Origin of the sequence: Agriterribacter humi, from assembly GCF_009192765.1 — a bacterium.
Taxonomy (GTDB): domain Bacteria; phylum Bacteroidota; class Bacteroidia; order Chitinophagales; family Chitinophagaceae; genus Agriterribacter; species Agriterribacter humi.
The window spans coordinates 36,752-60,130 of the sequence record NZ_VOHQ01000001.1 but is presented as its reverse complement, the minus strand read 5'-3'; the positions used below and the strand labels follow the sequence as shown (position 1 = coordinate 60,130).

Below are 23,379 nucleotides of genomic sequence, written 5' to 3'. Positions count from 1 at the left end.
TTATTCGCCGGGGTCTCAATCTCCGCACAATTGCCGGGCTGTGAAGACCCCATCGGGAAGAAGAGATTCGCGCCGGGGTCTTCATCAAAAGCCATAGTGGGAAGCCATGAGACCCTGGCGCTGGGAATATCTACAAATGATCGCTAAAAATAATTTTCTTTTTATTCGCCGGGGTCTCACTCTGTGCACAATTGCCGGGCTGTGAAGACCCCGTCGGGAAGAAGAGATTCGCGCCGGGCTCACTCACAAGTTACCCGGCTCTCACTTCCCCCAAAAACCGCTTTAACAATTATTTTTTAAAAAAAATATTTCATGGTTTCAGAAATGTCATTACTTTTGCTAACACCGTTAGGTAATTTATCATGAGTATTGTTGAACGAAGAAGAAGGGAGAAAGAAGCTTTAAGCAGCCGCATCCTTACCACTGCCTGGCAGATCGTAAAGGAGGAGGGGTGGCAATCGCTTTCCATTCGTAAAATTGCTGATGCGGTGGAATACAGTGTGCCGGTGATATATGATTATTTTGAGAACAAGGAAGCGATACTCCTGGAATTCGGAAAGCAGGGCTTTGAACTGGTTATTAAAAAGCTGAAAGCTGCCAGGAATACATCGGCCGATCCTGCGGAGCAGTTGAAAGCCATTGCAAATGCCTACTGGAACTTCGCGTTTAAGAATAAAGAGTATTATCAGTTGATGTGGGGACTCAGCATCCCCTGTTGCGAAATGGATAAATGCATTCCGGAAAGATCCGTTTTTAAGGATCTGATCATGGAGCCTATGACTGCCATCATTGAAAAAGGGAAAAACAAGAACGTACAAGCCTGTATTAAATACCATACTTTCTGGTCTATTCTGCACGGTTTGATCTCCATAAAAATGGTTGCCCCCCCTGGTGATACCGAAGAACTTAATAAGTTGGTGCTGGATGATGCCATCGCTGGTTTTATTAAGAACCTGAGCAGTTAATTTTTTTGCCATATTAAATTAACAGTGTTAGTAAAAATAGCGGTAATAGAAGACGTAAAGCGAAACGTCTTATTTTTTTCGATATACGTATAACGCTGTTAGCTTTATTAGTATCGTTAACAAAATTTGAAAAAAAATCTTTCACTAATACATTCAATAAACATTAAAACAACAACCACATGGAACAAGGATTTTCGGGCGCCGCAACACGCTACAAAGCTGTTGCCTCCATGACAAATAAGCTACTGCTGCTTTCACTATTTTTTGCATTGTTGGTTGCGTACTCCTGCACAACTACTTCCGGTAAGGAAAATATGGTGCAGCCACCGCTGGATCTACCGGTACTTACGCTGCGGCCTACGGCCGTAACCACTTACCAGGAATTTCCGGCTACGCTGGAAGGAAGCAAGGACATTGAGATCCGTCCCCAGGTAGACGGGCAACTGGAACATATTTACGTGGATGAAGGAGACTATGTTCACAAAGGACAGCGGCTGTTCAAAATCAATGCGCAGGTATATTCCGAGCGGTTCAACAATGCCAGTGCAAATCTTTCCGCTGCCAGGGCCAATCTTTCCAACGCGAAAATCAATGTTTCCAAACTAACGCCGCTGGTACAGAACAAGGTCGTTTCCGAAGTGCAGCTAAAATCGGCCGTAGCGGCCCGCGAGGCTTCCGAAGCCAATGTGTTACAGGCGGCATCCATGGTTGGAAGCGCAAAGATCAATCTTGATTATACGCTGATCACCGCGCCGGCCGATGGTTACATCGGGCGCATTCCTTTTAAAACAGGAAGCCTGGTAAGCACCATAAATCCGGAAGCGCTAACCGTGCTTTCAGAAATAAAAAATGTGCTTGTATATTTTTCTTTGAGCGAAAATGATTTCATACAGTTCAAGAAAGAATTTTTCGGGAAAAACATCCAGGAGAAAATTAAACACTTGCCTCCTGTTGATTTGTTGCTGGCCGATGGCAGCCTGTATCCGCACAAAGGAAAAATAGAAATGGTTTCCGGGCAATTTGATGTCAGCAAAGGGTCAATCAGTTTCCGGGCAAGCTTTCCAAATAATGAAGGGCTGCTGCGTTCAGGCAATACGGGCAAGATCCGCATCCCGCATTTGTTGTCATCCGTAATACTGGTTCCGCAGGAAGCAACCTATGAAATACAGGACAAAGTTTTTGTTTTTGTAGTAGGTGATGGAAATAAAGTGACGAGTAAACCTATTGCGGTTTCGGGAAAGAGCGGCACGTATTACCTGGTTGAAACAGGAATACAGGCAGGCGATAAAATTGTTTACGCCGGGCTTGAAAGACTAAGGGATGGCGCTGTAATAAATCCCCGGCAGGTAAGCCCCGACAGTTTGAAAAAGACGATGTAAGACAGCTTTTTTTGTTCTATTTATTTTATACCAATACCTGCTTACGGAATAGCCGGAAGCGGGATGGCCAAACATTTTTCTGATGTTACAAAAATTCATTGAAAGACCGGTTTTATCAACCGTTATATCCATACTGTTGGTTATACTGGGTATCATTTCTGTAAGCACATTACCCATTTCACAATTTCCCGATATCGCTCCTCCAACCGTTGTAGTAACCGCCACCTACCCCGGGGCAAATGCCGAAGTGGTAGCCCGCTCAGTGGCCACACCCATAGAAGAAGCAGTAAATGGTGTGGAAAATATGACGTACATGACATCCAATTCAAGCAACGACGGAAGTATGACGCTGAATGTATTCTTTAAGCAGGGTACTGATCCTGATATTGCGGCCGTTAACGTGCAAAACCGGGTTTCCAAAGCCAGTAGTAAAATTCCCCAGGAAGTTATCCAGGCCGGCATCTCCACGCAAAAGCAGCAAAACAGCTTTTTAATGTTCGTAGCGCTCACCAGTAAGGATAGCCTGTATGATGAAGCTTTTATACAAAACTATATCAAGATCAATCTTATTCCGCAAATGCAGCGCATTCCCGGTGTGGCCGAAGTACAACCTTTTGGCGGCCGTGAATATTCGATGCGGATCTGGTTAAAACCTGACCGGCTTGCGGCTTATAATCTTTCTCCGCAGGATGTACTCGGTGCAATAAAAGAGCAAAGTCTTGAAGCATCACCCGGGCGCCTTGGCCAGAGCAGCCAGGAAGTATTTGAATATGTTTTAAAATATAAGGGCAAGCTGAATAAAGGCGAGGACTATGAAAATATTATTGTAAAAGCAAATAACGATGGTTCGGTTATCCGGTTAAAAGATCTTGCCAGGGTAACATTTGGTTCATTCTCTTATGCTACCAACAGCAGGCTGAACGGGGGGCCTACTTCGGGCATTGCTTTATTGCAAACAGCGGGTTCCAATGCCAATGAAATTCTTACGGAAGCCGAAAAGCAGATAAAAGAATTTTCAAAAACATTGCCAACGGGCATTGAACCTGTTATCATGTTCAACGCTAAAGACTTTTTAGATGAGTCCATAAGCCAGGTAAAAGAAACGCTTATTGAAGCATTTATACTGGTGTTTATCGTTGTTTTTCTGTTTTTGCAGGATTTCCGCTCTACACTCATCCCTGCCATTGCCGTGCCGGTGGCTATTATAGGCACATTCTTTTTTATGCAATTGTTTGGATTCAGCATTAACCTGCTTACTTTATTTGCATTGGTGCTGGCCATTGGTATTGTGGTAGATGATGCTATTGTTGTGGTAGAAGCCGTTCACACCAAAATGGAGCGAACGGGTTTGCCTGCCAAACAGGCCACCATTGAATCCATGAATGAAATATCAGGCGCTATTGTTTCTATTACGCTTGTGATGGTGGCCGTATTCGTTCCCGTTACTTTTATGCAGGGACCGGCCGGCGTGTTTTACAAACAATTTGCTTTTACATTGGCCATCGCCATTTTAATTTCAGCGCTCAACGCACTAACACTCAGCCCGGCATTGTGTGCCCTGTTTTTAAAAAACAATCATGCAGAAGGGGCAGCCGGTACCGGTGGAAACAGTTTTGCAAAACGGTTTTTCAGTGCCTTTAATGTAGCATTCAATGCAATGACCCGCAAGTATACAGGATCGCTTAAGTTTTTGTTCCGTCAAAAATGGGTAGCGCTTTCAGGACTGGCATTGGTATCGGTGGTCACTTATTTTATGGTTAAGCAAACACCCACAGGGTTTATACCAACAGAAGACCAGGGATTTGTGTTATACGCGGTAAACACACCCCCCGGCAGTTCGCTGGAAAGAACGCACCGCGCCATGAAAAAAATTGAAGATATTGTAAGCAAACAGTCTTTCACCAAAAATCATTACCAGGTAGATGGCTTAAACTTTATTTCCAATGCCAATGCCGCGCCTTATGGAGCCGGCTTTATTCGTACAAAAGCCAAAGAACAGCGTGGCGAGGTGAACGATTATTCGGCGATGGCTGCTTATCTTACCCAAAAGGTGCAGGCAGAAGTGAAGGGCGCTAACGCGGTGTTTTTTACCTTCCCTACCGTTTCCGGTTTTGGTAATGTGGATGGTTTTGAATTTATGCTCCAGGACCGTGGCAATGGTTCGCTGGAAGCATTAGACACTACAGCAAAGAATTTTATTGCAGCCCTGATGAAGCGGGAGGAAATTGCTTTTGCCTTCACCACTTTTGCCGCCAACAATCCACAGTATGAAATTGAAGTAGACAATGAAAAGGCAAAGCAACTGGGCGTAAGCGTGAGTGATTTGCTGCAAACACTGCAGGTATATTATGGAAGCACTTTTGTTTCGGACTTTAACCGTTTTGGAAAATTTTACCGCGTTATTGCACAGGCCGATATCAGTTACCGCGACAATGCATCCTCACTCAATGAAATTTATGTAAAGAACAACAATGGTGAAATGGTTTCGGCCAATGCACTGGTAAGTTTTAAAAGGGTGTATGGCGCTGAAACGGTAACAAGGAATAATTTATACAATGCAGTTACGATAAATGGAAAACCCAAGCCGGGGTTCAGTACCGGCGATGCTATTGTTGCCATTGAAGAAACGGCAAAGGAAGTGCTGCCACGTAATTTTGGTTATGAGTGGACAGGCATGACCCGCGAAGAGAAGAACGCAGGATCGCAGATTACCATTATATTTCTGATGAGCCTGGTATTCGTTTATTTTCTGTTGGCTGCTCAGTATGAAAGCTATATTCTTCCTTTTGCCGTGGTATTAACGATTCCGCTGGGTGTATTTGGAGTGATGCTGTTCATTAATTTACTGGGCATCGAAAACAATATATATGTGCAGGTAGCATTGATCATGCTGATTGGGTTGCTGGCAAAAAATGCGATCCTTATTGTAGAGTATGCTGTGCAGCGGCGCAGGGCGGGAAAAACAATTGTAGAGGCGGCCCTGGAAGCATCGCGCCTGAGGCTGCGGCCGATATTAATGACATCTTTTGCATTTATTGTTGGAATGATACCATTAATGCGTGCCAGCGGAGGCTCTGCCCTGGGTAATCATTCCATTGGAGCAGGTGCGGTGGGAGGCATGCTTACCGGTGTGTTATTGGGCATATTTATCATCCCGGTGCTGTATGTTATTTTTCAATACCTCCAGGAATCAAAAATAAAAATGCCCCGTCGTTTGCTGTCTTTACTGCTGATACCGCTCTTTTTGTATTCCTGCCAGGTAAGCAGGGAGTATAGCCGGCCGCAAATAGAAATAGCGCAGCAGTTCCGGAATGCTGATGATAGCCTTGTTGCTGCACCGGTAAACGATACCAATGCTGTGGCAAATATGGATTGGAAACAATTCTTTACCGATGTTAGCCTGCAAAATATTATTGACAGCGTATTGAACCGCAATTACGATATGCAGGTGGCATTCAATACGGTTCGGTTGAATAATGAATTTTTAAAGCAGGCCAATGCAGCCTGGCTGCCCGCCGTACAGGCTGGTGTTACCGCCAATTCATCGCGTCCTTCGGAAAACAGTTTGAACGGCCTCAGTTTAAAGGACTTTATTGGCGCCAGTCATGTTGAAGATTATACCGCAGGCCTTAGCCTGAGTTGGGAAATTGACATATGGAAAAAGATCAGCCTTCAAAAGAAAGCTTCATTAGCTGATTATCTGCAAAGTGCTGCTGCCGTGGATTGGTTGCAAACCCGGTTAATTTCCGCTTCGGCATCCGCCTATTATCATATCGTAATGCTGAAGGAACAATTGGATATTGCCCGCAGAAATTTAGCGCTTCATGAAAGTACATTGCGTATTATTCAACTGCAGCAGGAAGCGGGTGAAGTAACCATTCTAGCTGTTCAGCAGGCCGAAGCCCAAAAAAAGGCAACCGAGGCATTGATCCCCGAACTGGAGCAGGCATTACAGATACAGGAAAATGCGCTGAGTATTTTAATGGCACGTGAACCTCAGCATATTGCCATCGAAGGAAAACCAAGCGGTTTTCATATTCCCGGAAAATTTCTAACAGGTGTACCTGTATCGCTCCTGAGTCGCCGCCCGGATATACGGCAAAGCGAGTATGCATTGCAGGTAGCCGATGCAAAGGTTGGCATAGCGCGGGCAAACCGGTACCCTGCCTTAAGCATTACCGCGGCGGGAGGGTTAAACGCTTTCAAAGCCAGTAACTGGTTTTTAATGCCTGCCTCGTTGTTTGGCACTGTGGCGGGAAATTTGGTTCAGCCCATTTTAAACGGACGCCAGTTAAAAACACAGTATGAGGCTGCCAAAATACAAAGGGAAAACGCTGTCATTGATTTCAGGAGCAGGGTGCTTAATGCCGTGGGCGAGGTATCGGATGCATTGATACAGCTCGATAAATTAAAAAAGAAAATTGATATTATACAATCACAGAAAGATATTCTGCAGAAAGCTATTCCTAATGCACAGTTGTTGTTCAACAGCGGCATGGCCACTTACCTGGAAGTAATTGCAGCACAGCAGAATGCCATACAAAACGAATTGGCTTTGGCCGATTTGAAACGACAGCAGATCAATGCTTACATTTTGTTGTACAGGAGCCTTGGTGGAGGATGGGACAATGAGAATTCAAACCAGGAAAATTTATAAAAGAAAAATAATTACTATTGTCCGGCGAAAAATTCCGCGAAATAATATCGAAAAATATAGTGTTGAAACTCCCAACGCTTATATGACGGAGTTTCTATAGGAATTACTGAAAGGCTGGTTCTATTACGCTGATAAAGAGTTTTACGGAGTTGCCGGACAATACTGATATGAAAATTTATATAGTGGATATGGATTTTGAAAATGCAGTAACCGCTTATTGAAAAGTTTGGTTCAATGAACTGGTTATTATGATAAGTGGTCTCAATATGCCAACAATCTGCCGCAGGCTATTACAGCTATCCATAAAATAATAGAGCACACCGCGTTGGCTTTTCCTGATTTGGACCAACTGCTGCTGTGATGGTATTGTTCTTTTGGACGCAAAACAAAGGCATGGAAGATCCACGCATTTATTCCCGCAAGTGCAAGCAGGATCAGTTTTGTATGAAAGGTTGGGTCGTATCCCAGCGTTTCGGCATTTGTAATAAACAATAGTATGCCTGATGGAACGGCCAGGATCAGTCCTCTTTTAGACCAGGTTAATAAATGCCCTGCCATATCGGCCAAGGCTATTTTTTTTGACATGCCTAACAAACGAAGATCAAAAAATATGGCTCCGCCGGCTACCAGTACAATACCGGTGATATGAATGATCTCAAGTGCGGGGTATAACCATAAAGACTGGCGTACGCCAACCGCCCATGAACTGTTTTGCAGCCATTGGAGCCATCCGGCAATGCTTTCAGCCATCATTAACGGAGTTCAAATTTAGCGCCATCTACAAATATTCGCTCGGCTCTCATTTCCGTCTTTATCTTTTTGTGAGGGTAACCCACGACCCTAACCGAAGCGCCCTTTTTGAGTCTATCTACAGGCACTCCGCGGCTTTCCATTCTGCTGGTAGGGGCTAATACCACGAACCAGGTTTTGTTCTTATGCTTTATTTTGGCCGTGGCATGAGGATTTTCATAAGTAAATTCCTGGATAGTGCCCGTATAATCCAGGGTGTCTTTTTGATTGTAATTGGCCCATCCGTGATGAAACGGCCGGAAGGAAACAAAGCACAATACGAGCGTGACCAGCAAACCAGTTTTTAAATAGGTCATAACGATATATTTTATATGGTTAGGAAACTATACTTAAAGTTACCCATTAAATTGGTAAATTTATTCTAAGTGCCCATTGCACAATTCGGAAAATTGCATTAAGTTTATGTTCAACATTTTTTTCCACTACATCTCGCTACTATCTCTGTGCCTCAACAAAAAGTATTGCGCTTCTGAACAAGGTGATTCCTGATGTCGTATCGTATATGCTGATGCGTGTATAACCCTTTTGAACGACCGGAGGTTTAATAGTATCCAATCCTGGAATATCGCTGTATTTTTTATTTACAATAAAACCTGTTTTATGCGTAAGTTCTATTCACCCCTTCGTATAGGCCTGGCATTGGCCTTAATCCTTTTTACCCAATGTAATGAAAGCCAACAGGCTGAGCCGATCGCCGCATCAACCCCGGTGGCAGAAAAGAGCAATTTCGGCGGTTATGAAACCCAGGTCGAATGGGGCGAACACCTCGTTATAATCGGCGGTTGCAATGATTGCCACACGCCCAAGAAAATGACAGCCATGGGGCCTGTTGATGACAGTTCTTTATTGTTATCCGGGCATCCCGAAAAATTGCCTGCACCGGATGTAGACCGGAAAGAAACAGAAAGCAAAGGACTTGTGGTAACCGCAGATTTCACCGCATGGGTTGGTCCGTGGGGGATTTCCTACTCCGCCAACCTCACACCTGATGAAACGGGTACGGGTAAGTGGACCGAAAGCCAGTTTCTGTATGCTATTAAAAATAGTATCAGCAAAGGGCTTCCGGGATCAAGATCGCTGTTGCCACCCATGTCGATGATGCCCGTTAAGCATATGACCGATGATGAGCTGAAGGCAATATTTGCCTACCTGAAAACCATTAATCCCGTTAAAAACCGTTCCGTGCAGCCTACGCCGCCGGCATTGGCTATGAAGTAATGTTATCATTTTGTGGTGTTTTATTAAATGATTCGCACCGGGGTCTTCATGAAAAGCTCTTGCGGGCAGACATGACCCTGGCGATGAGAAAACTGTTAATGCGTACCAGGCATCAAAGTTGATTTTAATAATACGGGCTTTTCAAAATCTTCCTCCATCGTATAGGGAAGTTTCCAAACCTTATTTCCTTTTTTATTACAGAAATAGAGCACCGACTCCGATAAGGTATCCGCATTGCCATCGGCCCAAAAAGCATAAAAATCTGCTTTGGCCGAAACCGGCCTGCGGGCATAGGAATGATTGCGGGTACTCTTTGCTGTGAGTTGATGTTTCTTTTCCCAGGTTTTGCCGGCATCCTTACTTTCCCACATCACCATTTCACCACCGGTGCCATATTGCTGCGGACCAGCATCAGTCGGACCAACAATCCGCCAATGATTTTTTTCGATATGCAAAGAACCCATGTCGTAGTTATGTGTAGAAGTACAAACTGTATCAAATCGCCAGTTTTTGTTGGTCCAATGCATTACAATCCATTGTCTCGGGTCACCGCCAGGTCCGGGTTTGTAATCATTACTTACCACTGCCAGTATAACCGGGTTTCCTTCCTCATCAAAATTGAGGTCGTTCAGGTATACCAATTTACCGTCCGTTTCATAATCTTTTACCAGTGCATTGTTCTGCGGGGTCAGCAGGGGTGTTTGTAAAGGCTCCCCATCAACAGTCGTCCAGGTTTTTCCCATGTCGGAAGTTTGCACAGCATATACGTTCGTTCTTTTATCAACATTGCCACCAGGATGATAATTAAAAACCGATACCAGTTTTTCGTTCCATACATTCGACACCTGGTAGTGACCGCCCATGCCCGCCAGTTTTTGCCCGTGTGCCCATTGCTGCCCATCCTTACTGGTACTCCAGTACAACTCTCTTCCTTTGGTATATTTCGTAAATAAATACAGGAAACCTTTCCTGTTAATCCACCAGGGTTGGGGATAGGTCATGTCTCCCTCTTTTATTTTATCAAACTCATTTATCGAATAGGGTTGACGGCCTTTGAAAATAATGCCCTTGCGTGAAATATTTCTGCCGCTTACAAATACCCAGATATACCCTTTGTTATCAATGGCAATGGAAGCGTTATCGTGCGGATCATCCACGCCCTCTTTATCGTATACAATTACCGGCTTCGGCACACGCTTTTTTGCGTGATCATAATAAGATATCATGATCAACAAATGCTTTTGATCCTTTTGGGTAGTGCCGCCGTATACAAAAAAAGTTTTATTGGCCGGTTTGCTGTAAATAGCTACTGGCACGTGGCTGGAAGTATAGGTGCCCAGTCCGCCCGAATATTTATCGCCGTAACCTGAAAATTGGCCTAACGTAAACCAAATCCCTTTGTAACCGTCTGCCCTGGCATTTTGGGCGAATAGGTTTGTCTGGATAAACAATAGAAGGCACGCTGATACAATGCCATTTTTAAAAAAAAATTTCTTATTTCGCATCGGCACTACTTTCATGAGTTGATTAGAAAACCAGTATCTGTAATATTTTATTCGGCCAGCGAAAAAATCATTTCATTGTATCCCTTTAGCTTCGGATTTATAAATTCCATCATTACCCTGGTTACACCTTTTGGCCAATATGTATTTAACTTTTTGTCTGTTACCTCTATGTACTCAATTTTGGGCTTTACTTTTTTATCGTCATAACGCATGTTAAGCGTGAAACCATCTCCTTCAAATTGTAAAAGTCCGCTTTTAATGAGTGTTACTTTGCAATAGGTTACCAGGTTTGAGCTTGTAATTGAATCGGTGAACGCGGATAATTCATATGTATCGGTAATCACAAAACTTTTGCCCCTGTTTAAAATATAACCGCGTAACCAGCTTTTAACACGGGCATCTTCAGGATATGCGCCTGCGATGTCGGTAGAAAAAACCGCTTTTTTATCAGACGCCTTAAAAGTGGAATGCTTTGCTTTAAAATCGGCGCCGGGCAACTGACCTTTTCCACTGATGACCGGAAGGTTATGATATTGCGATTGCATCGTCCATATTTCATAACGACGGGAGCTGAACGTTTTTGCATTATACTCTTCGTGCCCCAAATCAATGAGGCAGGGTTTTCCATCATAATAAAGTACACAGGAACCTGCATCATTATGATTATGACTTTCGGCATTAAAGCCACCCTTAGCGCCAAAGAAAAATCCCAGGTAGCTCCCTTCTTTATCGCGGGCTCCGGCTACCTCTGTTTCCGGAAGCCAGAAATCTGCAACAAGGGCCTCTTTGGCATCGGCATTTTTGATCTCATTAAGCAGTCCAAGATTCCTGATCTGGTCGCAGATTTTTCCACCTAAACTATGTTGGCCCCAATTACTTATTTTGGCAAGGTATGCCCCAAATTGTTGCATCTCCACATCATGAATGGCTTTTCCATACCGGAAAACAGTGGGCGGGTTTCCGTATGTTGTAGCATCTGCATCGGCAAAATTGATGAAGTAGGGTGCATGGATATTGACTTTATAAAAGTATTGGCCAATATTCCGGATCAGGGGGTCATCAAACACGTCAAATTTATTATTGGTGGCTATCTTTAAAATATCGAGGCTTTCATACAACAGCGCCCCGGCAGCGCCCCAGTAAGACGGGCCTTCATCGCAACCCCCGTCATCGGAATATCCGTTCAGAAATTTATCAAGAGTGTTGATGATTTTTTGAACTTCAGCTACTTTTTTTTGGGGATCGTTTTCAAGTAAAAGAAAACTGTTCAGCATATTGTAATTAACCCAGGGATTCCAGTTGTTGGGCCTGCCACCTTTAAAACCCATATAGCCAAAATCATTTCTTTCAAAATAAGGTTTCAGAGCTTTGTTTGTAATTTCCTGCTTCAAACGCTTTGCAATCAAAGGATGCACCTTGTCGAATTCTTCCTTAAATAAATATAGTGTCCAGGAAAGATTACTGGTAACCTCGCCAACACCAAGGTCAACAATCGGGTCATTCACATCAGGCAATCCTGTACCTGCTTTCTGCGGGCCGAGGTGTGCCGACCACCCCCACCATGTTTGTTCGCTGTAATACCATACTGCATTAATGATCTGATCCATAAAGCGGCCTTTGCCCTCCACCAGTTCGCCCATAACAAGCGAAATAAGTGCATTACTGCAAGCCGCATACACTTCCTGGCGCCGGTTGCCCGAACGGATATATTCCAGGTAGTCTGTTGCTTTTACTACCGGCCAGTTATAATCCAGGTATCCTTCTGCTTTACTTATATATTCCTGACTGATGTTTGCAGGCAGTTGCTGCCAGAATTGCCTGTCTTTATAACCGGCAAGTTTATTCCACGAATCATCTGTTATCAGGTTTTTCTCCAGGTCTATGGCTTTGGCTTCGGTTGCCAGAATATTTCTTTCTTTAATCACTGGTTCTCCACACAAAGGATTTGCAGCAAGAAGGAGGATTAATGTGAGGCAAGCGAATGAAAATATCTTCCGGTCGTATCGAATAGCTGTTTTCATGCGATCAAAATTATTTTGAAAATAAACTTATGATTTATTAACAGGAACAGCAATCAGTATATGTTTTTTATTCGTTGTGCTGTATCATTCCGGCGAAGATAATCTGACCTTTATCGTTCCTTTTTTGTTCGGAAAAAGATAAGCAGGAATGCGTATCTCAATTCTTTTCAGGTTTTCAATCTTTCTATCCAGCGCCATTGGCGGAGGGTCCATTACAATGGTTGAAATATTCATATTAGCGGGAGAAAGAATGTCGAGGTGCAGCATTCTACCATCCTGCTTCAAAAGCGCCCCATCCTTTGTAGATGTAACTTCCGCAGTTGTCATAATGGCCCATGTAATATTTTTTGTTGAGTCATTCAATACCAATTCGTCTTGTATAACTATTGAATGATCTGAATCTTTTGTGAAAGTCCGCTGTGCGCTTTTTAGATGACCTGTAAAAATCTCCGTCATGTCTATGGTAGCTTCCGGATTTTTACCGTCTTTAAAACGGATTAAACCGGCGTTGCCTTTAACATTGAACCTGGCATCATCAACAGTAAGGGTACTGTGACCGAAATTGCTTTTGGTAAGTAAAGTCCAACGCTCACAGTTCTGGCACATACCCCATAAATTAAAACCTGTTTGCTCAAGCGTATTATAATCCTGCACCCCCGGGTCAATCACCCATCTCACACCATCTAATTCAAACACAAAACTTCCGGCATCCATATTACCATGGCTCAGCGCTGCGCTACCTCCTTTTCCTCCAAAAAAATACTGACGTTTATCATTTCCTTCATTGCGGAAAATAACCATTGGATTAAGCCCATCACCCTTCCATACCGGGGGAAGAAGATTGGTATTGTTTTGGAGTTCAAACTGCGATAACCAAACCAGTCCAAGCCCTGCCAGCCGGGATAATTTACCCATGGATTCAGGCGTACGCAGAAATTTTTCTTTCTCCAGGTAGATGGCATTACCGGTTTGTTTGGCAAACCATGCCAGGGTAATATCACCATTTTCGCCCGGGCTGTCGCCACAATCGGCAAAATTAAAATACAAGCCTGAAGGGGCAACCATTTCCAACCTGAAATCAGCGCTCTTCAAAAATGAGGGATAAGCTGCAATACCAAAATCGGTACCGAACGCGCTTTCAAGTAAAGATGCAGTAGTAACCGAAAAGCTGGTGCCATAACCCCAGTAGGTGGCACCTTCGGGATAAACGCCATCCGGTGCGTATTGTTTTAAAGCATTGGGCATTCCGTTCAGCGACCGGCTAATGGCTTTTGCAGCCAGTTCAGGATCTTTATCGGCGATTACAATGGCAGCGGCAATCATTCCTCCATTACACACCTGGTTCCAGTTGTTGGTTCCTGCCACCCATCCGGGATCTTTATCGCCAAAACTGGCCTTTATTCCTTTTTCAATCAATGCGCTTTTTGCCAGGTCCACGGTAGCTTTGGGCAAATCCTGGCCGGTCCAATCCGTTGCAATAGCCACTGCCAGCGACATCTCCGCCACATCTAAAAAGTGGGAGGGGTTCCAGTCAGAAAAATGACAAACTGCCGTGAGCTCATCATTGATTCGTTTCAGCACAACCGGATTTCCTTCTATCCTGTACACCATGGAAAGAATAGTCATCCGGTATAGCATTTCCCTCGATATCCCAAGCAACCTTCGCCCTTCCAGTTTCCGTTCCAGGAAAGGCTCGCTGAAAATGCCATCCGCATTCAATTTGATGGCTTCGTAATAGTTTTTTACGATCGGGTCTGTTTTAATTTCTCTTTTAAGATTTTTTTCAATTGAGGATGTAAGGATCAAACGGGGACTCGATTTTTTTAATTTGGTTTTGAGGTATTGAACAGTAATTGGATTGTTCAGTTTTACTATTTCCGCATTGCCGGTTTCATATCCCTGACCTTTTACGGAAAGAACGATTACATTCATTAATAGCAACCAAAAAATTTTATTTTTCATTGTCAAATATATTCATGTGGTTTTACCTGTATTCAAACTAAATACTATTCCACGTGACATCGTTTAATATGCCGCGTGGAATAGTTAAAACAATCTTACCAACCTGGGTTTTGTCCTATTTCAGGATTTTGCGATAAAGCGCTTAGCGGGATTGGCCATAAATAGTGTTTACTTTCGTCGAATACAGGATTGTCCCAATCCGAATCTTTATACACATCAATATATGTTTTGCCGGAAACCGGATCAACCGAAGATTTTGGCGTAGCTCCCGTATAACGGGCAATCGCTGCCGCATCCCAAAGTATTCCCATAGATTTGATTTCGAGCTTTTTGCCCTGTTTCCAGCGCCTCAGGTCATCGTAGCGGAACCCTTCCATAAATAGCTCAACCCTTCGTTCTCTCCTGATTTCCACAATCAACGGAGAAACCCCGTCACTTGTATACCGCGGGTCAACCGGAATATTGCCAAGATCCATATGAGGCATTGCTACCCTGTCGCGCAATTTATTGAGCGACATATCCAGATCGGCTTGTGTAAGTGTACCTAACTCTGCTTTAGCCTCGGCGTAGTTCAGTAATCCCTCACCTAAACGCAGCACAATGACTGGAGTAGTGGAGATATTGTACGCATTGCCTGCCGCAACAGATTCATATGTTTTAATAATGGCGTAGCCTGTAGTACTGGCCTGACCGCCTGCCATACCGGTTAACCTGGGATAGCTAAAAGCAAGACTTCTTTCATAGTTATAGTAAGCCTGGTCGGCAGGATAAAGGATGGTCTGGCGTAAACGCGGATCCCTGTTTTCAAATATATCTTCATATTGCGCATCGCCTTTATAAAGCGGCGAAACGGAAATAGGTTTACCATCGGTACACAAGTAATCTTCTACCATACTTTTGGTAGCCCCGCCATTGTATCCCTTCCAGTAATTTATCAGGTGGTTGGTAAGAACGCCGGTCTGAAATTTTCTCCAATAGATTATCTCCGAATTCCCGGTAAAGTCCTTCCCATACTCAGGGCGTTGATACGAATTATAATCATGCATCGGGTCGCCGGTGCTGTATACCCTGTATGGTCCATTTTCAATCAGGTCCTGGGCGGCATCCGCAGCTTCCTGAAGCCACATATCGGCATCAGAGCCGCCGTGGTATTTGCGCCAGGTGCCTTCAAAGAGGCAAATCCTCGATTTTACTAATAAAGCCGCCCATCTGTTGAGTCTGCCCGGTGCACCTCCATCGCCCCAGTTGGCCGGAAGGTTAGCACAGGCAAAAGTGAGATCTGCCAGTACGCTGTCCATGGCTAGTTCCCTGGATGTTCTGCCCGCAAACAGCTCATCTGAATCAATATTCAGCTCATGGCCTACCCAGGGAACATCGCCGAATTTTGACACCTTGTCGCCATAAAACCAGCCGCGGAAAAGCTTTGCTTCTGCTGCATATTTGTTGATGGTTTCCACAGGAAGATCTGCACTATAGTAATGATCAAGTCCAACATTTATGGCGCGAACAAAATCCCATCCAATCCAGCCATACTGTTGCGGGCTCGAAGGAATAGTATGTTTGCCGGAACGGGTCTGCGCGTAAAATGCCTCCCGCGAGTGGGTGGGAGCAATATTGTCCGAATATTGATCAAGATACCATGTGCCACACCAGTTACTCTCGAAACCATCATCAACGCCCATCATTATAGGAACATTCTGATGGTTTCTTGCCATATTATACAATCCATTGTTGTAGATCTTCAGGTCATTTTCCGTATGCCAGAAAGTGGAGTTGCTAATCTGGTCAAGAGGATACCTTTCCAGGAAGTCTTTTTTACAACTGCCTAAGAGTATCGCTGCAAAAAAGCATAAACTAACCGGTATAATATAATTTTTCATTATAAGAAATTTATAAATTTTAGAAATTGAGTTTTGCCCCAAACGTGAATATCCGCTGTAAATAATATTCCTGTGTAAGGGTGAAAACACTTTCCGGATCCATTGGTTTATGCATTTTTGTTGCTTCCCATAAGTTCATTCCCGCAAAATAAATCTGCGCCCCGCTCAGTTTCACTTTCGAAACGAGTTGCCGGGGAAAGCTATAGCTCAGGCTGATATTCTTTAACCTGATATAACTGGCGTTTTGCACGTAACGCGATTGCGGGTGAATATTCTTTTTGGTATTGTAGCCAAATGTGGGCGCCGCGAAGTAGGCATCGCGATTGGTTTCGCTCCAGGATTCTGAAATCATGTATTTTTCCAGGTGTCCGTCGTTATAGGGATAAAAAGCATTCCAGTTGTCGTTAGCGGGCAAATAATCTCTTTTTGCTATACCCTGGAAAAACAGGTTCAAGGCTAAACCTTTCCAACTCACATCAGCATTAATACCAAAACTATATCTTGGAGTAGTGTTACCAACGATCAGAAGATCACCATGATCATCCAGGGTTCTAACTCCCGGAGTAATTTTACCATCCTTGTTCAGGTCGGCATACTGCATGTCGCCCGCCTTCCATGCGGCGCCCAACTGGTCCTGGTTGGCAGCAGCAGCTATTTCTGCATCTGTTTGAAATATGCCTGCTGTTTGGTATGCCCATATTTCCCCGATGTCTTTTCCTACATAATAATTGTCAATGGCACCGGTTGGATTAAGATACTTTGTAATTTTTGACGTGTTGTCAGACAAGGCTAGAGTTAAGCCGTAATTCCAATCCGTGCCAATTTTATCACGCCAGCTTGCAGATATTTCCCAGCCTTTTGTTCTTAAATCGGCAGCGTTCGACTTAGGTGCAGCGGTCCCCAAAATATCGGGATAGGTCACATTCATCAGCATGTCTTTGGTATCCCTGGTAAATAAATCAAACGAAATATCGAGCCTCTGGTTGAGCACGGTAAAATCCAGTCCCAGGTTCTTGGCAATAACCGTTTCCCAGGTTAGCGTAGGGCTTACCAACCCGGCTGGCGAAACATAAGGGATAAAGCCGCCCGACATGATATAAGGAGCGGACCCGGTACTCATAGTGGAGATATAAGGATAATAAACAGGGTTGTTATTAGCATCGGTAATTAACTGATTGCCCAGAGTTCCGTAAGATGCGCGTATTTTCAGGTTATCGAGCCAACCTCTCGTTTCGCTCATAAACTTTTCTTCCGAAATTCTCCATCCTGCAGACACGGAAGGGAAAAACCCGAAACGGCTGTCTTTCGGAAAACGGGAAGTACCATCATATCTGCCATTGGTTTCCAACAGGTATTTGTCTTTATAGATATAGTTCAGGCGGTAAAACAAACCCTGTAAAGAAACGTGCGATTTTCCACCGGCTGTTTGCTGGTTTCCTGAAGTAGCATTAAGGTCGGGAACGGTAGGTGTAATCAAGCTCCTGGCCGTTGCCTGTATCCAGGAATTTCTGCCCCACTCTTCGTTGTAGCCCACCATGGCTTTTACGAAATGATTCTGAAACTTATCGAGTGTGTATTCGGCATACGTGTTAGAAACGTAGTACTGGTTGTAATCACTGCGGTTCCTGATAAAATCGTCGCCGCTAAAACCGTTGGTTATCATAGGCGTCGCCAAAAGGTCGGATGATACAATATCCACTTTACTGGCTACTTCCTGGCGTGTGCGATAAAACTGGTTGAAGGAGAAATCGCTCCTGATTTTTAATCCTTTCAACGGCGTTAGGGTTATGCCCTGGGTAAGCCAGGTATCGTTATTGGTAAAACCATCGCGGCCACCATCCTCTAAATAGGGAAAGAAGTTAGTTCCTCCAAAACCTTTTCCTATATATTGTGCGTATACATCATGATCGCCGGGCGTAATATAATAAGGTAGATCGGGAAAGGTAACCAGGGCCAACGGACTCATCCTTGCGCTTGAATTGATATTAACATCCCAGTTGTAAAAATAGGGCTTGTCGCTTACCTGTGAATTGAATACTACCTTTTCATGAAAAGTCAACCATTCAGTTGCCTTAATATCTGCTTTCATTAAAACATTGTAGCGCTTAAAGTTTTCATTTTTTGCTTCGTTTCTCAGGTATCCGTCTTTATTCAAAAAGCCAAAGGATGCATAATAATTAATTTTTTCTGATGCGCCCGAAACAGACAGGTCGTATTGCTGCTGAGGTGCATAGTCAGTAATCAACCTGTGCTGGTAATCGTTATTGCCGTAATAACGAAAACTACCATTATACACTTCCCATTCATTTTCGAGTGTTGGATTGTCCACCCACTGTTTGGTTTTCGCTACATACGCATCATCGTACGACGGCTGACCACCTGCGCGAATAGAAGCTACGTTATATGCATTCACATAATCGTATGGATTGGTCACCACGTCCATCAGAAATATAGGTTTAGCAAGCGATTGCTCTGTGCTTAACATCACATTTATTTTCCCGCCACTTTTCCCGTTTTTCGTTTCCACCAATATCACACCAAAGGCCGCTCTTGCGCCGTAAATGGCGGAAGCTGCAGCATCTTTTAAAACCGTCACACTGGCGATATCATCGGGGTTGATCAACTGCAACGCCATGGGTACGCCGTCTACCAAAATCAAAGGACTACCACCGTTGATGGAGGTAAAGCCCCGGATATTAAATTCCGGAGAACTTGTAGGGTCGCCATTGCGTATACTCACATTCAGCCCGGGAATTACTCCCTGCAATCCCTGCCCGGCATCCACTATCGGGCGATTTTCCAATCTTTCGTTTGTTACCGTTCCTACAGCACCAGTAAGATTTACCTTTTTCTGAGAACCGTACCCTACCACTACTACCTCGTCCAGAGCACTGGTTCCCGTAACCATTGAAATGCTGAACGATGACTGGTTATTGACTTTAACCTCCTGGGTTTCAAAACCGGTGAAGGAGAAAACCAGGATGTTTGTGGGTGAAGCAACAATGGTAAAATAACCGGAGGAGTTTGTAGTGGTTCCCTTTGAAGTGTTTTTTATAAGTACAGATACGTTTCCTAATGGGTTTCCGCTATTGTCTTTTACTGTGCCCGATATATTGCGTTGCGCGAAACCAGGTATAGCAAAAGTCCCAAGCACAATGAAATAGAGAAGAATAATAATCCGTCTTTTGAAAAACCGATTATTGAAAAACAATCGTTTACTCATAATGGCAAGTTTTAGTTATAAAAAATAGGAAATCGTCCACCTGGTACGAAAAAAAGAAGTTATCTGCCTGGTACGGAAAAAAGGAAGTCATTTTGCCGGCACGGACATATTAAATTGGGTACATTATATTTTCCCTTTCTTATTCAAGGCTTTGAGGATACTAATCGTTAAAAATAGGGGGTCCAAAAAGGGTATATAAATTTAATACTTTAGCAATTATTTAACGAAATATTTTTTTTTATGTGAAATTTTCTCTTTTCGGGTTAGGAATCATCATATAATGCCTGGGAGGTAAAATGAGGGGTTATATAGTTGTAAGTCCAGGTTTTTTGATTTGCCCTCATTAATGGCCGCGATGGGAGTTGAACGCCGTGGTGGATAGATTCACGGATGTTGGCCCTGGTAATAACGATGACGACAGAACGATAACCTTGTTGATGAGGCTTGTCCTTAAGGATTGTAGTAGCGGAACTGATTCTATGCCATTCAATAGCAAACAGGTAAATATTTCCGGCTGTTGGGATCCAGTATTATTGTTACGATTATTTTTTGATGATTGCCGGATACCCATTTTTTCTGCAGTAAAACCATTAATCATCTTCACTTTCTTCGAGGTTATTGTGTTCATCTCCCCCCAGGCTGTAATAATTATTTTCTTCATCTTCTTCACCAATCGCTTCATCCTTATCGTCCAGTTCTGAGCCCGGAACATCAAGATCGGGTCCATCAGCATTATTGGCGTCTTCATCTTCTAAGGGTTCTTTCTTTTCTTTTTCATAAATATCCTCTTTATCCGGATAGTGCGGATAGCCGGGAAGATCTTTATCATCTTCAACTTTGGTTTCTGCCTGCTTCATTTTCTTTCCCATACAATTATTTTTTAGGTTCATTTATTTTTACCTGTCACAAATCTCCTGAAAATTATCAGATGTTTCAACGGGTATTTTGCGTCCATGCTTTTTTAAATCGTTTCCCATCAGATATTATTTTATATTGTATGCATCGAAGTGTTTATAGTGAATAGCCATCGGTAGTGTTTTTCTATAGATGATCACTAAAATTAAGTAGTTTTCCTGTTCGCCGGGGTCCCGCTTTCCGCACAATAAGATTCGTGCCGGGGTCTTCATCAAAGGCTATTGTGGGCTAGCCATGACCCTGGGGCTAAACGATTTGCGGGGGTATTGCTCTTCACACAGTTGCCCGGCTGTGAAGACCCCGTTGGAATAAAGGATGGCTGCTCCATAGCATTACCGGCCCCGGAAGAGAGTAGCCCCGGCTTTCCTTCGAAAGCATTCGGAGTCATCGGGGCAGGCTCCCCAGGCGATGCTATGAAATGCCAAAGTTCGTAACCAAAAATTTACGGTCTGACCCCTTCTTTTATCGGGTACCGGCCCTATTAACTAAACAACATTGCATAAAATAATAAAATGAAAAACTGCTTTAAATTATTTGTTGTTTTGACAGCGGCACTTTTTTTAAAAACTTCCCTGGCTCAAACAAATGATCCCGGTAATTTAAAAATAGTTGAATACAATAACCCCGGTCTGGTAGTTGAGCTTGGCGTTGGATTATGGGCCTGGCCAATGCCGATGGATTTTGATGAGGATGGCGATATGGATTTATTGGTTTCCTGCCCCGATAAACCCTATAACGGAATTTATTTTTTTGAAAATCTCACAGGAGGAGCGGGGCCTGTATTTTCGCCCGGGCAAAGACTGGCAGGCGCTTTAAAAGATGTGCAGGTTTCTTATATTAATAACCAAGCCAGGGTATTGGTTCCAGGTTATGAACTCATCCATTTTAAAAAAACAATAGGCGCCGAAAAAGATTCATTGTTCCCCATTCAGGAAATTTTAAAGGATTTTAAAAAAAAACCCCGTTTCAATCAGTGGAAGCTGGTGGATTATGATAATGACGGAGACGCTGATATAGTGGTGGGTGTGGACGACTGGAGCGATTACGGCTGGGACAACGCTTTTGACAGCAAAGGAAACTGGATCAATGGTCCGCTTCATGGGTATGTATATTTAATTGAAAATACAAACGGAACATATATTAACAAGGGAAGGCTCAAAGCAGGGGGAAAAGAAATTGATCAGTATGGTGCACCTTCTCCCAACTTTGCCGATTTTGATGGCGATGGTGATCTTGATTTAATATGTGGTGAGTTTTTGGATCAGTTAACCTGGTTTGAAAATACAGGAACAAGAGAAAAACCGGTTTATGCAAGTGGAAAAATATTAAGCAATGAGGAAGGCGTACTTAAAATGGATCTCGAAATGATCATTCCTGTTGCTGTTGATTTTGACCGCGACGGGCATATAGATCTGGTGGTAGGCGATGAGGATGGGAGGGTGGCTTTGATCAGGAATACAGGTAAAGTAAAAAAGGGTATGCCGGTATTTAAATCTCCTGTTTACTTTAAACAAAAAGCGGAGCATTTAAAATTTGGCGCTTTGGTTACGCCCTATAGTACAGACTGGGATGATGACGGAGACGAGGATCTTATTGCAGGAAATTCCGCCGGGTATATAGGGTTTATTGAAAATCTTGGAAATTATGATGGCATGCCGCGCTGGGCTGCACCGGCATTATTAAAATCTGCCGGTAAAACCATTCGCATACAAGCCGGATCGAATGGATCTATACAGGGACCTGCCGAAGCCAAATGGGGATATACCACGCTATCGGTAGCCGATTGGGATGGCGATGGTTTAAAAGACATTATTATCAATTCCATTTGGGGAAAAATTCAGTGGTATAAAAATACAGGTAAAAAAGGGTCGCCTGTGCTAAGCAACATACAAGATGTAAAAATAGACTGGCAGGGATCGGCGCCAAAACAGCCTAAATGGAACTGGTTTAAGGCTAAGCCCGATCAACTGGTTACCCAATGGCGAACAACGCCATACACTATAGACTGGAATGACGATGGTTTGATGGATATTGTGATGCTTGATCATGAAGGATACCTGGCATTTTTTGAACGGTTTACGAACGCAAAAGGTAATTTAATGCTAAAGCCGGGGCGAAGGATTTTTTATGGCAGCCAGGCATCCGGTTTCGACTCCAGGCACTCGGTGATGGAGAACACACCGGGTCCGTTAAGGCTGAACCTAAAGGAGAATGGATCCAGTGGAAGAGTAAAGCTTGCGATCACCGATTGGAACAATGATGGAAAACCTGATATCATATTAAATAGCCTCAATGCTTCTGTATTGATAAACCAGGGAGAGGAAAACGGAAATGTATATTTTGAAGGAATAGGGCAGGTAAGTGATAAGGTACTTGCGGGCCATACCACCAGTCCAACCATTGTACACTGGGGCGGCAATGATGCGCTTGCCGGGCTGTTGATTGGCGCTGAAGACGGGCATTTTTATTTTATGAAAAAGTAAGTTACCGGATAAAGTCTTTTTGGTACACGGAGACACAGTGACACGGAGGTATTGGTTTGACGAGGGAATTGCATCAAATTGATGCCTTATGGGTACGCCGGGGTATTCAAAAAAGTCATGCGGGCGGCCATAAGTACCTGGGGGGCAACAAGAGAAAAAAAGCGCACCTGCTAAAGAAAAGGAACTGTCTTCATTGATTTTTCTAAGCTCAAATTCAACTCCTGTTAGCAGAATGTTAGCAGCAAATTTTATGTATTAAGTGCTAAAATCAGCATAAAACGAATGGAGGAAAGCAATAGTAGAATGAGAAATAATATTATTGCAATCAAAGTTATCATACTGATTAAAGGTTGCGAACAAA

General features: G+C 43.6%; 13 protein-coding genes. 5 read left to right on the top strand and 8 right to left on the bottom strand.

Annotation, left to right across the window (positions count from 1 at the left end):
• Window positions 1-362 precede the first annotated feature (362 nt).
• From FRX45_RS00245 to FRX45_RS00235, 3 genes are all read left to right on the top strand, one after another.
• Window positions 363-965, top strand: coding sequence for a TetR/AcrR family transcriptional regulator (locus FRX45_RS00245; RefSeq protein ID WP_152266383.1), 603 nt, complete (start codon window positions 363-365; stop codon window positions 963-965).
• Window positions 966-1,144: 179 nt separating this feature from the next.
• Entirely contained in the window at window positions 1,145-2,344 is a 1,200-nt protein-coding gene (locus FRX45_RS00240) for an efflux RND transporter periplasmic adaptor subunit (protein ID WP_226804780.1), read from the top strand.
• Between the two features lie 82 nt (window positions 2,345-2,426).
• Window positions 2,427-7,001 (top strand): efflux RND transporter permease subunit, encoded by a 4,575-nt coding sequence (locus FRX45_RS00235; protein ID WP_152266382.1) that lies wholly within the window; start codon window positions 2,427-2,429, stop codon window positions 6,999-7,001.
• A gap of 261 nt (window positions 7,002-7,262) precedes the next feature.
• On the opposite strand, the gene FRX45_RS00230 is transcribed toward FRX45_RS00235, so the two are convergent.
• Together FRX45_RS00230 and FRX45_RS00225 are read right to left on the bottom strand one after the other, a co-directional pair.
• On the bottom strand, window positions 7,263-7,754 hold the full coding sequence (locus FRX45_RS00230; protein WP_226804778.1) for a DUF6644 family protein: 492 nt from the start codon (window positions 7,752-7,754) through the stop codon (window positions 7,263-7,265).
• Window positions 7,754-8,107 (bottom strand): DUF6152 family protein, encoded by a 354-nt coding sequence (locus FRX45_RS00225; RefSeq protein ID WP_152266381.1) that lies wholly within the window; start codon window positions 8,105-8,107, stop codon window positions 7,754-7,756. The genes FRX45_RS00230 and FRX45_RS00225 overlap by 1 nt, the downstream gene beginning before the upstream one ends.
• A gap of 304 nt (window positions 8,108-8,411) precedes the next feature.
• On the opposite strand from FRX45_RS00225, the gene FRX45_RS00220 reads away from it, so the two are divergent.
• Window positions 8,412-9,029, top strand: coding sequence for a c-type cytochrome (locus tag FRX45_RS00220; protein ID WP_152266380.1), 618 nt, complete (start codon window positions 8,412-8,414; stop codon window positions 9,027-9,029).
• Window positions 9,030-9,124: 95 nt separating this feature from the next.
• Here the strand turns inward: FRX45_RS00220 and FRX45_RS00215 are convergent, their stop codons facing one another.
• The 6 genes from FRX45_RS00215 to FRX45_RS00190 all read right to left on the bottom strand — a co-directional run bounded on the left by FRX45_RS00215 (window position 9,125) and on the right by FRX45_RS00190 (window position 20,489).
• Window positions 9,125-10,534 carry a BNR-4 repeat-containing protein gene (locus FRX45_RS00215; RefSeq protein ID WP_152266379.1) on the bottom strand — a complete coding sequence of 470 codons (1,410 nt, stop codon included), beginning with the start codon at window positions 10,532-10,534 and terminating at the stop codon, window positions 9,125-9,127.
• 47 nt (window positions 10,535-10,581) lie between these two features.
• Window positions 10,582-12,555 carry a heparinase II/III domain-containing protein gene (locus FRX45_RS00210; RefSeq protein ID WP_152266378.1) on the bottom strand — a complete coding sequence of 658 codons (1,974 nt, stop codon included), beginning with the start codon at window positions 12,553-12,555 and terminating at the stop codon, window positions 10,582-10,584.
• A gap of 84 nt (window positions 12,556-12,639) precedes the next feature.
• On the bottom strand, window positions 12,640-14,517 hold the full coding sequence (locus tag FRX45_RS00205) for a heparinase II/III domain-containing protein (protein ID WP_152266377.1): 1,878 nt from the start codon (window positions 14,515-14,517) through the stop codon (window positions 12,640-12,642).
• 95 nt (window positions 14,518-14,612) lie between these two features.
• Window positions 14,613-16,397 (bottom strand): RagB/SusD family nutrient uptake outer membrane protein, encoded by a 1,785-nt coding sequence (locus tag FRX45_RS00200; protein ID WP_152266376.1) that lies wholly within the window; start codon window positions 16,395-16,397, stop codon window positions 14,613-14,615.
• A 19-nt stretch (window positions 16,398-16,416) separates the two neighbouring features.
• Window positions 16,417-19,620 (bottom strand): SusC/RagA family TonB-linked outer membrane protein, encoded by a 3,204-nt coding sequence (locus FRX45_RS00195; protein ID WP_152266375.1) that lies wholly within the window; start codon window positions 19,618-19,620, stop codon window positions 16,417-16,419.
• Window positions 19,621-20,210: 590 nt separating this feature from the next.
• Complete coding sequence (locus FRX45_RS00190) at window positions 20,211-20,489, bottom strand: hypothetical protein (RefSeq protein WP_152266374.1); 279 nt, start codon at window positions 20,487-20,489, stop codon at window positions 20,211-20,213.
• 558 nt (window positions 20,490-21,047) lie between these two features.
• Here FRX45_RS00190 and FRX45_RS00185 point away from each other — a divergent pair.
• Window positions 21,048-23,018 (top strand): FG-GAP-like repeat-containing protein, encoded by a 1,971-nt coding sequence (locus FRX45_RS00185; protein WP_152266373.1) that lies wholly within the window; start codon window positions 21,048-21,050, stop codon window positions 23,016-23,018.
• Window positions 23,019-23,379: the final 361 nt, after the last annotated feature.

Coding starts and splice junctions, on each gene's coding strand:
- FRX45_RS00245 (WP_152266383.1), top strand. CDS start 363: ATGAGTATTGTTGAACGAAGAAGAAGGGAGAAAGAAGCTTTAAGCAGC.
- FRX45_RS00240 (WP_226804780.1), top strand. CDS start 1,145: ATGGAACAAGGATTTTCGGGCGCCGCAACACGCTACAAAGCTGTTGCC.
- FRX45_RS00235 (WP_152266382.1), top strand. CDS start 2,427: ATGTTACAAAAATTCATTGAAAGACCGGTTTTATCAACCGTTATATCC.
- FRX45_RS00230 (WP_226804778.1), bottom strand. CDS start 7,754: ATGATGGCTGAAAGCATTGCCGGATGGCTCCAATGGCTGCAAAACAGT.
- FRX45_RS00225 (WP_152266381.1), bottom strand. CDS start 8,107: ATGACCTATTTAAAAACTGGTTTGCTGGTCACGCTCGTATTGTGCTTT.
- FRX45_RS00220 (WP_152266380.1), top strand. CDS start 8,412: ATGCGTAAGTTCTATTCACCCCTTCGTATAGGCCTGGCATTGGCCTTA.
- FRX45_RS00215 (WP_152266379.1), bottom strand. CDS start 10,534: ATGCGAAATAAGAAATTTTTTTTTAAAAATGGCATTGTATCAGCGTGC.
- FRX45_RS00210 (WP_152266378.1), bottom strand. CDS start 12,555: ATGAAAACAGCTATTCGATACGACCGGAAGATATTTTCATTCGCTTGC.
- FRX45_RS00205 (WP_152266377.1), bottom strand. CDS start 14,517: ATGAAAAATAAAATTTTTTGGTTGCTATTAATGAATGTAATCGTTCTT.
- FRX45_RS00200 (WP_152266376.1), bottom strand. CDS start 16,397: ATGAAAAATTATATTATACCGGTTAGTTTATGCTTTTTTGCAGCGATA.
- FRX45_RS00195 (WP_152266375.1), bottom strand. CDS start 19,620: ATGAGTAAACGATTGTTTTTCAATAATCGGTTTTTCAAAAGACGGATT.
- FRX45_RS00190 (WP_152266374.1), bottom strand. CDS start 20,489: ATGGGAAAGAAAATGAAGCAGGCAGAAACCAAAGTTGAAGATGATAAA.
- FRX45_RS00185 (WP_152266373.1), top strand. CDS start 21,048: ATGAAAAACTGCTTTAAATTATTTGTTGTTTTGACAGCGGCACTTTTT.